Here is a 10,961-nt window from a genome sequence, read left to right as displayed (position 1 = left end):
CCTGAGCCAGGATCAAACTCTCTTTAAAATAAAGATGAATCTGAATACTTATTCAACACCGTGAATAAGATCCTTGCGTCAAATTGACTTCGCTAGCAAATTACTTTACTAGTATTACTTTTGGAAATAGCTTTCTATTTCCGCCCTGCGATTCTTACCTAGAAACATCACTGTCTCTATTGGTTTTATCTTTGTTTCTGTTCAGTTTTCAAAGGTCAATCTCTCATTCGCTTTCATCTAGCAGCGACCTTCTTATAGTATCATTAGGGCTAATCTTTGTCAACAGTTTTTATCTTTTTTTTGAATAAAAGTTTAAATGTTGTTTTTTAGCTGATTTTCAAACGAAATGCTTGGAAATCCTTTGCTATTAGCCGTTTTCCTAATTACTTATAAGAGGCACGATAACTAGAATACCATGTATATTCTATAAACGCAATAGTATTTCGTAAATTTATTTATAATTATTTATTCTATTGCATATTCACTATGTTGTATGGATAATCAAGTCTTTTTCTAAAAAACGATCCTTTAATGAAGAATCTAATTCATTTCCGGTGATGATGCTTGAAATATCAGCGAAATCTGCGTATTTGTATAGTGATATCCTTCCGAACTTAGTGTGATCCGTTACTAGGAAAACTTCTGTTGCGGAATGGAGCATCTGGACTTTTGCTGGCACTAGATACTCGTCGTAGTGCATGAGGCCTTTTTCTAGATCGATGGCTGGCGTCGTCACAAATGCTTTATGAACATGGAGATTCCGCAGGGTTTCTTCTGTAATCATACCGTTTAGCATGTAGGTTTCAGGATATAGAACGCCGCCTGTTACGATAACCTTGATGGAGGAATGGCGTAGTATTGTTGCTACGTTAATATCATTTGTGATGACTGTTAGCTTGGTTCGGGCTTGGATAGCTCTGGCGATATGGCCTGTTGTTGTACCGGAATCAAGAATGATTGTGTCGCCGTCTTCGATAAGAGATGAGGCGTAGGATGCGATACGCTGTTTTTCTTCATATTGGACTTCTTCGCGTTTTTGAAAATCTGGTTCGGATATGATTTTCTCTTCTATCATGACGCCGCCGTGTGTTCGCTTGAGTTTTTTTTCATCTTCTAGGGTTGTTAGATCGCGGCGAATCGTGACTTCGTGGACTTTGAAATGGCGGGCTAGTTCGTTGACACTTGCTATTTTTTTATTTTTGACGTAGTTTAGGATGGCTTGTTTTCGTTCGATGGACAGCATCTTTATCTCCTTTCGTGATGTGATTAATTAAAAAATCTGCGTGGCACTTCCTAGGTTCTGGAGGTTTCACGCAGATTTGGGATATTATTTCAAACGTTTTTCTAGTTCTGCTTTCATTTCTTCGTAGCCTGGTTTACCTAATAACGCGAACATGTTTGCTTTGTAAGCTTCTACTCCTGGTTGGTCGAATGGATTTACACCGTTTAGGTAGCCACTCACGCCAACTGCGATTTCAAAGAAGTATACTAGATAGCCGAATGAGTAGGCATCTAGTGATGGGATTTCTACTACAAAATTAGGTACATCGCCATCTGTATGTGCTAATAGGGTACCTTGGAAGGCTTTGTCGTTTACGTAGTCAACCGTCTGTCCTGCAAGGTAATTCAGTCCATCAAGATCATTGTCTTCTTTATTGATTGTGATTTCGTGACGGGCTTTGGTTACTTTGACAACTGTTTCGAAAATGTTGCGGCGTCCTTCTTGGATATATTGACCTAGGGAATGCAAGTCTGTGGAGAAGTTAGCACTGGATGGGTAGATTCCTTTTTGGTCTTTTCCTTCGCTTTCGCCGAATAGTTGCTTCCACCACTCGTTGAAATATTGTAGGCCTGGCTCGTAGTTAATAAGCAACTCGGTAACTTTACCTTTACGGTAGAGTACATTGCGGGCTGCTGCGTATTGGTAAGCGATGTTTTTGTCTAGTTCTGAGCTACTGAAATCTGCACGGGCTGCGTCAGCGCCTTTCATCATCGCTTCGATGTCTACGCCGCTTGCTGCGATTGGTAATAGGCCAACAGCTGTAAGCACGGAGAAACGGCCACCAACGTCATCTGGCACGACAAATGTTTCGTATCCTTCTGAGTTTGATAGTTCTTTTAATGCGCCTTTTGCTTTATCAGTTGTGGCGTAAATGCGGGATTTGGCTTCTTCTTTGCCGTATTTCTTTTCTAAAAGTTCTTTAAATACGCGGAATGCAATTGCTGGTTCCGTTGTTGTACCTGATTTAGAAATAACGTTAACAGAGAAGTCTTTGCTATCAATCACGTCGATTAGGTCGTGTAAGTAGCTTGAACTAATGCTGTTCCCTGCGAAAAATACTTGTGGTGCTTGGCGTTTTTCTTTATCTAGTACGTTATAGAATGCGTGATTTAGCGTTTCAATCGCCGCACGGGCGCCAAGGTAAGATCCGCCGATACCGATAACGATTAGGACTTCCGAATCTGCTTTGATTTTTGCTGCTGCTTTTTGGATGCGGGCGAATTCTTCTTTGTCGTAATCGCGGGGTAAGTTGATCCATCCTAGATACTCGTTTCCTGCGCCAGTGCCGTTATGTAGTGCGTCATGTGCTGCTGTGACAGCTGGTTGTAAATAGTCGATTTCATGTTGCTCGAAAAATTTCAATGCGTTTGAATAATCAAATTGAATATGTGTCATCGTTTTCCCTCCAAATTTAGTGCCTATTTATAGTACTTACTTTATATCAACTGTGCCGATTTAGCAAGAATTGTGTGTCCTAGTTTTCTTGTGGCAAAATATACGGAACACCGTTTTCTAGAACGAGTTTGTTGATTGCAACATCCTGTTCTTGAATGAGGTCATCTGCTTGCGGAATCGAGGTCCACCTAGCATGAAAAACGCTATCATCTTTTTCCACAGTCAGAAAATCTCCTGTCGCGGTTGCTTTATAGACAAATAAGCAGACGTGTTCCCAAGCCGTTCTGCGTTCTTTAACGTACAATAAACTATCAATCGTACAGCTAATCCCTGTTTGTTGTTTGACTTTCGAGATTAGCGCTTGTTCTAGTGTTTGATCGGTTTCAACCCGACCGCCTGGAAATGCCCATTTTAAATCGCGATTTTTCACGAGTAGAATGTCATCCTTTTTTTCATTGTAAATAAATCCCTTCACCAACAGTACCCTCTTCATGAACAAACCTCCCTTAAGGCCTTATATTTAAAATTATCTAAAAATTCAAACCCACGAAGTAATCATTAACTATGTTGTCTAAAATGTTTGTTAATTAAAAACAGAAAACCTTATGATTAGGAAACTCCTATGTGAAGTCTCCTAAGGTTCATTGGTTTTACTTGTCTGCTTTGTCTACCCATTCTTGTAGTTTGTCACGCAGCGTATTGAATCCTTCGTCTGGACCTGATGACATTTGTTGTTGTGGGCGTTTTGTTTCTTGTTTTGCTTTTGCTGGTGCTTCTTCTGTCGCACGGATGGACAGGCTGATTTTATTTGTTTCATTATTGATTTCTAGAATTTTGACTTTTACTTCTTGTCCAACTTCTAAAAACTCATGCACGTCTTTTACAAAACCGTGGTGGATTTCTGAAATGTGTACTAGCCCTTGTGTTTTGTCGTCCAATGCAACGAACGCGCCGTAGCCTTGAATTCCTGCTACCTTACCTGTAATAATATCGCCAACTTTAAATTCACTCATTCTCTATTCCTACTTTCTGACTTTCAATAATTACAAATTATATCACTACGCCCTAAAATACACAATTATTAGATTTGATTTTGTCCATTGTTTCGCATGAGATTATGATACAATGGGACTGAAAAGCGTATTTTCGAGGAGGATTTAGTGATGAGTCATTTTGATGAAGTAATCCCGCGTATTGGGACAAACAGCGAGAAATGGGACGATGTGAAGAATTTATTTGGAACGGAAGCTATTATTCCGATGTGGGTGGCGGATATGGATTTCAAGCCGCCGTATGCTGTTCACCAAGCCTTTCAAAAGTTGCTGGATCATGGGATTTTTGGGTATTCGATGACGGTTCCTGGTTTAAAGCCGAGCATTATTGACTGGTTGGCTACACGGCACGGTTATCGGGTCGATGAGTCGGCTATTTTTCTGAATGCTGCGGTTGTTCCTTCTATATCTATGGCGATTCGTTCGTTAACGGAAAAAGGAGACGCAGTTTTGATGCATTCGCCGGTGTACCATCCGTTTTTCTTAGTGACTGCACAGACGGAGCGCGTTGTGACGTTGACGCCACTAATTTATGAAGATGGCGCGTATCAAGTCGATTGGGCTGATTTTGAGGAAAAAGTGAAGCAGGTGGAGTTGTTTATTCTTTGTAATCCACATAATCCTGGTTGCCGTAGTTGGACGCGCGAGGAGCTTCAAAAAATGGTCGCGCTTTGTGAGCGTTATGGTGTGCCGATTATTTCGGATGAGATTCATTCGGACTTGACGATGCCAGGTGTGACGCATACGCCGCTTGCTGTTGCTACGCCGGATTATGAAGCGCAAATTGTAACCTTGATGGCTCCGACGAAGACGTTTAACTTGGCTGGGATAAAGGCTTCTTTTTTCATTACGACAAATCCGGAATTCCAAAAGAAGTTTGACTATGAGGCGAAATATACGTCACGTCCAGAGCTGAATTCGTTTGGTGCGGTTGGTATGGAGGCGGCTTATCGTTTTGGTGCTGAGTGGGTGGATGAGTTGCGCGATTATATTTTTGCGAACTATCAATATACGAAGGCTGAGATTGAAAAGCATTGTCCGGCGGTTGGCGTGACGAAGCTTGAAGCGACTTATTTGATGTGGCTGGATTGCCGGTCGCTCGGACTAGATGACAAAACGATCTTGCAAAATTTGATTGATGCTGGTGTCGGCGTGCAGATGGGCTCTGATTTTGGTCTCGCGGGTTCGGGCTTTGTACGCTTGAATATTGCTTGTCCGAAAGAGACGTTGCAAAAAGGTGTCGCTTGTTTGATTGCTGGCCTGAAAAAGTCCAATTGATCGGTTTTTCACGAGTTGTTTGTTATACTTGATGAGGAAAATTAAAAAATGAGGAGTTGGAAAATATATGTTTTTAGGACTTCGTGAATTGCTTTATTCGAAGTTACGTTATTTCTTGGTAACGGGGATTATGATTTTGATTGTTCTGCTTTCCTTGTTTTTATCGGGGCTTGCGAATGGTTTGGCGTACGATAATGCGTCCTCGGTCGCGAACAATGATGTGCCGTATTATGTTTTGGCTAAAGATGCGCAGGGCAAGGTGGAGCGTTCACTTTTTCCTGAATCGGATTTAGCCGGGATTAAGGATGGCGAGAATGTGAAGGATGCGGCGGTTCTTGGTCAATCGATGCAGACGTTGAAACGCGCGGATGATGGAAAAAAATTCAGTATGGCGATTTTTGCGATTACGCCTGGTAGTTTTTTGGAACCGAAAGTGACGTCGGGCTCGCAGATGAGTGTGACGAAACCTGATGGCGTTATTTTGGACGCGTCGCTAAAGGGTGATTTGCAGGTTGGCGATGTGCTAGAGGACGATATTTTGAACAAGCAGATGACGGTTATTGGTTTTGCGAAGGACCAGAAGTATAGCCATGCTCCTGTTGTTTACATGAATATGGCGGTTTGGCAGGCGATTAACCCTAGCCTTTACCACCAAAAAATTCCGCAAACGAGTACGGTGGCGATTCTTGCCAAGGATGCGGATAAGGATGTTTCGATTGATAATAAGGATTTGACGGTTATTACGCATAAGGATTTCCTCAGTCAGATTCCTGGTTATTCGGCGGAGCAAATGACGCTGAACATGATGATTTTCTTCTTGATTGTGATTGGTGGCTTTATTTTGACGGCTTTCTTCTATATTATGACATTACAAAAAACAGGGCAGTTCGGAATTTTGAAGGCGCTTGGAACGAAGACGAGCTATTTAGTGGCAAGCGTTGTGTCGCAAGTAGTGTTGATTTCGGTCGTGAGTATCGGGATTAGTATCGCTGCAACGGCTGGACTTTCAACGATTATGCCTGACGCGATGCCGTTCCGATTAACTGGCTTGACGATGACGCTTTACAGTGTGCTATTTTTCGCCGTAGCGGTTATCGGTTCGCTTTTATCACTCATCAAAATTGCTAAAGTAGACGCGCTGGACGCGATCCGGGGAGGCGATCAATAATGACAGCTCTTTTAAAATTTGAAAATGTAACGAAAACCTATCCTTCTGGTCCAACGACGATTCATGCGTTGCGCGAAACTAATTTTGAAGCAAATGCTGGGAAATTAATCGCGATTGTTGGACCTTCTGGCTCTGGAAAAAGCACCTTCCTGTCCTTAGCTGGGGCATTGCTGACGCCATCATCAGGGGAAATTGCGATCAACGGGAAAGTCATCAGCGACTTGTCGAAAAAAGCGCAGACGGAATTACGTTTGTCCGAGGTCGGATTTATTTTTCAAGCGGCACATCTTGTTCCTTATTTAAAAGCACAGCAACAACTCGAGTTTATCGGCAAATTGGCTGGGCAGGAAAAGCAGGATGTTGCTCAGAAAAGTGAGGCCTTGTTGACGCAACTCGGACTCGGCGATCGGTTGCAATTTTATCCGAAAGATTTGTCTGGTGGGGAGAAACAACGGGTGGCGATTGCGCGCTCGCTGATTAATGAACCTGCTGTGATTTTGGCGGATGAACCTACCGCGAGCTTGGATTCTACGCGAGGTCGGGAAGTCGTGGAATTGTTGCGTGCGGAGGTTGAAGGTAAGGATCGTGCGGTTATTATGGTGACGCATGATGAGCGGATGTTGGATTTATGCCATCATGTGTACCGGATGTTAGATGGTGTTTTGACGAAAGATTAATAGGAAAGCGATATGCCTTGCGTATGAGGTGTATCGCTTTTTTTAGGCCTTGAATTTACAATTGAAGTGCAACGGTAACTAAAAAAGAGACTCATAATGAAAATCCGAGTAAAATAGTAATTGCGACACAACTATTTTGAAAGGATGTTATCATTATGAGCCCATATCAACATCTTACCATATCTGAACGCGAAAAAATATTAGTAGGGATAGCGGAAGAAAAAAGCATCAGAGAAATGGCGGAGGAACTTGGACGCGCACCGTCCACTGTGTCTAGAGAAATTCAGCGAAATACAGTCGATAGTACCTATTCTGCTAATCAAGCCCAACAAAACTATACATGCAAGCGCAAAGCCTGTCATCGTGAGCCATTGCTGAGTTATTTGCCTATCAAACAGAAAGTACAGCATCTGCTTCTTCACCATCAATGGTCTCCAGAACAAATCTCAAAGCGATTAAAACTGGAGGGAGCTCCCATTCAAATAAGTTATATCACTATCTATCGGGGGATCTATGCTGGACAATTGGAAGACAGGAAACTTATCAATGGACAGCGCGGAATCGCAAGAAAACTGCGTCATCGCGGGAAAACAAGACATACGAAAGGCTATCAGGAAACAAGAGGAAAAATTAAAATCTCTCATTCCATCCATGATCGTCCGAAGGAAGCCGACGAGCGCCATTGTATCGGTCATTGGGAAGCAGATACCGTTTTAGGGAAAACAGGCTTACCTTGCTTAATCACGCTAACAGATAGGTATTCTCGCTATCTCTTATCAGAACAAATTCCACGTAAAAATGCTAGCTTTGTCACGCCAAAATTAATTGCCATGTTTCAGCAATTGCCTAAGCACAAAGTGAAAACAGTTACTCCAGATAGAGGCAAAGAATTTGCTAAACATGCAGATGTTAGCGCTATGCTTGATGGGCTTCCGTTTTACTTTGCTGATCCACACGCACCTTGGCAACGTGGCACGAATGAGAATACCAATGGTTTACTGCGAGAGTATTTTCCCAAAAATGAAGATATAGCGAATTACTCGTATCAAGAAATCAGACAATCCATTGACGAATTGAATAAAAGGCCAAGAAAATGCTTGGGTTGGAAAACACCGTATGAAGTTTTCTTTGATATCGTGTTGCACTTGACTTGACAATTCAAGGCACAAAAAAGCTGAAGTCAGAAGCGGCGATTGCCAACTAATAACTCCAGCTTTGGTTCGTTTATTTATTATTCGCCCATTAATTTCAAAGCGTGATCTAAAACTTTTTCACCATTCATTGTACCATAAGCTGTCATGTCGATAACATCAACTGGAACGCCTTTTGGTTCAGCCAATTTATCGACCGTTGATTTTTGGTAACGAACTTGTGGGCCAAGCAATACAACATCAGCTGTATCAATAAGTCCATTGATTTCAGAGATAGAATACGCAGCAATTGTCGCTTCTAATCCTTTTGCTTCTGCTGCTTTTTGCATTTTTGTTACTAATAAACTTGTAGACATTCCTGCCGCACATACTAATACGATATTTTTCATCAAAAATCTTTCCTTTCGATTTTAGGGTGGCTTACTTTTGCTATATACTCATTATACTCATAATACAGCGTTTACACAAGGTTGAGCTCCACGCGCGCCGAGAAACGCTCATTTCCGTCGTTAAAAGCTCTGCTCCGATGCTCATGTACAAATCGTACACTCCGCTTCGGTGCTCGCTTTTGCCTAGGAACTAAGCATTTCTCGGCGCGCGTGGTTTTTGTGGCTTATCTAAACTTTTAGCAATGCCGAATTCGATAAGACCGCATCTCTCAATCGAGCGGTTCCAGCCGATTTACAGGATAGTGATTTTGTCGATGGTTACGTCGTGGACTGGTTTGTCTTGGGCTCCTACGCTTACGGATTGGATTTCGTCTACTACGTCCATGCCTTCTACTACTTGGCCGAATACTGTGTGGCGGCCGTCTAGGTGTGGTGTTCCGCCGGCTTTATAGGCTTCGATTACTTCGGCTGGAAATCCTGCTGATTCCATTTGTTTCGCCATTTGTGGGTGTAGGTTTTTATTTGTTACGATGAAGAATTGGCTACCGTTTGTTCCTGGGCCTGCGTTTGCCATGGATAGAGCGCCGCGGATGTTGAATGCGTTTGGTGAGAATTCGTCTTCAAATGGTGCTCCCCAGATGCTTTCGCCGCCGTAGCCTGCGCCTTCTGGATCGCCTCCTTGAATCATGAAGTCAGCGATAACGCGGTGGAAAATGATGCCTTCGTAGTAGCCGTTTTCTGCGTGTGTTAAGAAGTTTTCTACTGCTTTTGGTGCGATTTCTGGGAACAGTTTGATTTTGATTGTTCCACGATTTGTTTCCATCGCTACCAGTTTTTCGTTTGCTGCTACTTCTTTTGTTAATTGTGGATAATATGTCATTTTTTAAATCTCCTCTTTTTGTTTTAGTTGACTGCTCTTATTTGAACCAGATTATGAGTAAGTTCACAAATACAGCGAGTACATATATACATAATAAACTAGCTGCGCCCCAAATAACAATTTTTTTGACCATGGTGCCTCCTCTTCCTTAGAGCGTTTATTTTTGTTTCTGTCCTTCTTTATTCTATAATGGAATTAGTGATTTGGAAACTAATAAGGAATAGAGATGGTTTTTATGTCGATTAAAAAACGGAATTTGTACATTTTGATGGTGGCGAATTTGTTGATTTCTGCCAGTACGACGATGATTATGCCGTTTTTATCGTTGTATATTGAAACGTTTGGTGATTATAGTGAGGCCTATGTGCAACGCTGGGCTGGGTATATTTTTGGGGTGACTTTTTTAGTCGCTTTTATTTTTTCACCGATTTGGGGACGGATTGGGGATAAGTATGGGTTTAAGAAAATTTTGATGTTTACGGCTTTTGGGATGAGTGTGAGTATTTTCCTTATGGGTTATGCTCACTCTGTCACATATATGATGATTTTGCGTATATTTATGGGGGTCGTGACTGGATTTATCGGGATTTCTAATGCTTTTATTGCGAGACAGACGGACCGGAATGAGGCTGGAAAAGTGCTGGGGACTTTGCAATTAGGTGGAGTAACTGGGATGTTGTTTGGTCCGCTACTTGGTGGGGCTTTGGCAGACTTCTTCGGGTTTTCGAGTACGTTTATTATTACGGGAATCGCGATTTTCGTTGCGGCTTTGCTTGTGACGTTTGGCTTGAAGGAGATTCGACCGGATTTAGAGGGTGTGAAAAAAGTGACCTATTCACGTCGGGAAGTGTTGAAGCATATTTTCCAATTACGCGTTTTGATGATGGTAATGATTATTTCGTTGTTGATTCAGGTCGCGAATTTCAGTGTGCAACCTCTACTCGCGCTTTATGTTGGGGAGTTGACGCATACGGATAATGTGGCGTTGTTGTCTGGGCTTGCTTTTTCGGCGGCTGGTTTTGGGAATTTAGTGATGACGCGAAAATGGGGAGAACTTGGGGATAGGTATGGGTACGAGAAAATTTTGAATATCTTGCTGATTATGGCGGCTTTGTTTGTTTTACCGCAGGCTTTTGTTCCGAATTTGTGGCTGTTTATTTTCTTCCGGTTCTTGTTTGGTATTGCGATTGGCGGGATGGTGCCTTGTGTAACGGCTTATATTCGGCTGTCTGCTCCGGGTCAGATGCAGGGCGAGATGCTTGGCTATAATCAAAGTGCTCGTTTTCTTGGGAATGTGATTGGGCCGATTCTTGGTGGGACGATGGCTGGTTTTGTAGGGATGAGTAATGTTTTTGTCTTTACGAGTTTTATGTTTGTCGTCGCGTTTGTGCTTCTTTGGTTTAGCTTGAGATCCGATCGAAAACGCCATGTAAACGTGGATTGATTGTATAATCGTTGTTCTTTTTTCGGGGCAACGATTTTTTTATTTTTCATCTTTCTACATATTTATAGAATTCGAAAAATATTACTCTTTTCACACGTAGCTCAAGATTCTACCCTTTTTTTCATGTAATTAAGTATGCTATAATAAAAAATGTGACAAACAACGCGTGTTCCATGTCTTATTTTCAAGACATACCCACGAGCACAGAATCACAGCCTATTCTTTATCTTCGGGTTTTTCAGTTG

The 10,961-nt window shown here is 42.1% G+C and carries 11 protein-coding genes; 5 read left to right on the top strand and 6 right to left on the bottom strand.

Annotated features, from left to right (window positions below; genetic code table 11):
- Nucleotides 1-484 precede the first annotated feature (484 nt).
- From DUK53_RS14035 to yugI, 4 genes are all read right to left on the bottom strand, one after another.
- Nucleotides 485-1,243 carry a DeoR/GlpR family DNA-binding transcription regulator gene (locus DUK53_RS14035; RefSeq protein WP_036129829.1) on the bottom strand — a complete coding sequence of 253 codons (759 nt, stop codon included), beginning with the start codon at nucleotides 1,241-1,243 and terminating at the stop codon, nucleotides 485-487.
- Between the two features lie 84 nt (nucleotides 1,244-1,327).
- The gene (locus DUK53_RS14030) at nucleotides 1,328-2,677 is read right to left on the bottom strand and encodes a glucose-6-phosphate isomerase (RefSeq protein ID WP_036129826.1); all 1,350 of its coding nucleotides are present in this window, start codon (nucleotides 2,675-2,677) and stop codon (nucleotides 1,328-1,330) included.
- Between the two features lie 79 nt (nucleotides 2,678-2,756).
- Nucleotides 2,757-3,170: an NUDIX hydrolase gene (locus DUK53_RS14025; RefSeq protein ID WP_036095153.1), complete on the bottom strand. Its 414-nt coding sequence runs from the start codon at nucleotides 3,168-3,170 to the stop codon at nucleotides 2,757-2,759.
- Nucleotides 3,171-3,327: 157 nt separating this feature from the next.
- Complete coding sequence (gene yugI, locus DUK53_RS14020; protein ID WP_036077856.1) at nucleotides 3,328-3,690, bottom strand: S1 domain-containing post-transcriptional regulator GSP13; 363 nt, start codon at nucleotides 3,688-3,690, stop codon at nucleotides 3,328-3,330.
- A 150-nt stretch (nucleotides 3,691-3,840) separates the two neighbouring features.
- On the opposite strand from yugI, the gene DUK53_RS14015 reads away from it, so the two are divergent.
- The 4 genes from DUK53_RS14015 (at nucleotide 3,841) to DUK53_RS14000 (ending at nucleotide 8,006) form a co-directional block, all read left to right on the top strand.
- Entirely contained in the window at nucleotides 3,841-5,007 is a 1,167-nt protein-coding gene (locus DUK53_RS14015) for a MalY/PatB family protein (RefSeq protein WP_036129823.1), read from the top strand.
- Nucleotides 5,008-5,074: 67 nt separating this feature from the next.
- Nucleotides 5,075-6,175, top strand: coding sequence for an ABC transporter permease (locus DUK53_RS14010; protein WP_036129820.1), 1,101 nt, complete (start codon nucleotides 5,075-5,077; stop codon nucleotides 6,173-6,175).
- On the top strand, nucleotides 6,175-6,852 hold the full coding sequence (locus DUK53_RS14005; RefSeq protein WP_036129818.1) for an ABC transporter ATP-binding protein: 678 nt from the start codon (nucleotides 6,175-6,177) through the stop codon (nucleotides 6,850-6,852). The genes DUK53_RS14010 and DUK53_RS14005 overlap by 1 nt, the downstream gene beginning before the upstream one ends.
- Before the next feature lie 155 nt (nucleotides 6,853-7,007).
- Nucleotides 7,008-8,006 carry an IS30 family transposase gene (locus DUK53_RS14000; RefSeq protein ID WP_036129815.1) on the top strand — a complete coding sequence of 333 codons (999 nt, stop codon included), beginning with the start codon at nucleotides 7,008-7,010 and terminating at the stop codon, nucleotides 8,004-8,006.
- Nucleotides 8,007-8,083: 77 nt separating this feature from the next.
- Here the strand turns inward: DUK53_RS14000 and DUK53_RS13995 are convergent, their stop codons facing one another.
- Nucleotides 8,084-8,392 carry a PTS sugar transporter subunit IIB gene (locus DUK53_RS13995; protein WP_036067319.1) on the bottom strand — a complete coding sequence of 103 codons (309 nt, stop codon included), beginning with the start codon at nucleotides 8,390-8,392 and terminating at the stop codon, nucleotides 8,084-8,086.
- A 292-nt stretch (nucleotides 8,393-8,684) separates the two neighbouring features.
- Complete coding sequence (locus tag DUK53_RS13990) at nucleotides 8,685-9,272, bottom strand: peptidylprolyl isomerase (RefSeq protein WP_036129812.1); 588 nt, start codon at nucleotides 9,270-9,272, stop codon at nucleotides 8,685-8,687.
- A 235-nt stretch (nucleotides 9,273-9,507) separates the two neighbouring features.
- Here DUK53_RS13990 and DUK53_RS13985 point away from each other — a divergent pair, with 235 nt between their 5' ends.
- On the top strand, nucleotides 9,508-10,716 hold the full coding sequence (locus DUK53_RS13985; RefSeq protein WP_036095143.1) for a lmo2377 family MFS transporter: 1,209 nt from the start codon (nucleotides 9,508-9,510) through the stop codon (nucleotides 10,714-10,716).
- Nucleotides 10,717-10,961 lie beyond the last annotated feature (245 nt).

Source organism: Listeria sp. SHR_NRA_18 (genome assembly GCF_003856515.1).
Classification (GTDB): Bacteria; Bacillota; Bacilli; order Lactobacillales; family Listeriaceae; genus Listeria_A; species Listeria_A newyorkensis.
Note: the sequence above shows the minus strand (reverse complement) of the source record. Positions and strands in the feature narration are given on the sequence as shown.

What these genes read in the sequence shown, in the direction of transcription:
- DUK53_RS14035 (WP_036129829.1), bottom strand. Translation starts at nt 1,243, where the DNA reads ATGCTGTCCATCGAACGAAAACAAGCCATCCTAAACTACGTCAAAAAT.
- DUK53_RS14015 (WP_036129823.1), top strand. Translation starts at nt 3,841, where the DNA reads ATGAGTCATTTTGATGAAGTAATCCCGCGTATTGGGACAAACAGCGAG.
- DUK53_RS14025 (WP_036095153.1), bottom strand. Translation starts at nt 3,170, where the DNA reads ATGAAGAGGGTACTGTTGGTGAAGGGATTTATTTACAATGAAAAAAAG.
- DUK53_RS13985 (WP_036095143.1), top strand. Translation starts at nt 9,508, where the DNA reads ATGTCGATTAAAAAACGGAATTTGTACATTTTGATGGTGGCGAATTTG.
- DUK53_RS14005 (WP_036129818.1), top strand. Translation starts at nt 6,175, where the DNA reads ATGACAGCTCTTTTAAAATTTGAAAATGTAACGAAAACCTATCCTTCT.
- DUK53_RS14010 (WP_036129820.1), top strand. Translation starts at nt 5,075, where the DNA reads ATGTTTTTAGGACTTCGTGAATTGCTTTATTCGAAGTTACGTTATTTC.
- DUK53_RS13995 (WP_036067319.1), bottom strand. Translation starts at nt 8,392, where the DNA reads ATGAAAAATATCGTATTAGTATGTGCGGCAGGAATGTCTACAAGTTTA.
- DUK53_RS14030 (WP_036129826.1), bottom strand. Translation starts at nt 2,677, where the DNA reads ATGACACATATTCAATTTGATTATTCAAACGCATTGAAATTTTTCGAG.
- yugI (WP_036077856.1), bottom strand. Translation starts at nt 3,690, where the DNA reads ATGAGTGAATTTAAAGTTGGCGATATTATTACAGGTAAGGTAGCAGGA.
- DUK53_RS13990 (WP_036129812.1), bottom strand. Translation starts at nt 9,272, where the DNA reads ATGACATATTATCCACAATTAACAAAAGAAGTAGCAGCAAACGAAAAA.
- DUK53_RS14000 (WP_036129815.1), top strand. Translation starts at nt 7,008, where the DNA reads ATGAGCCCATATCAACATCTTACCATATCTGAACGCGAAAAAATATTA.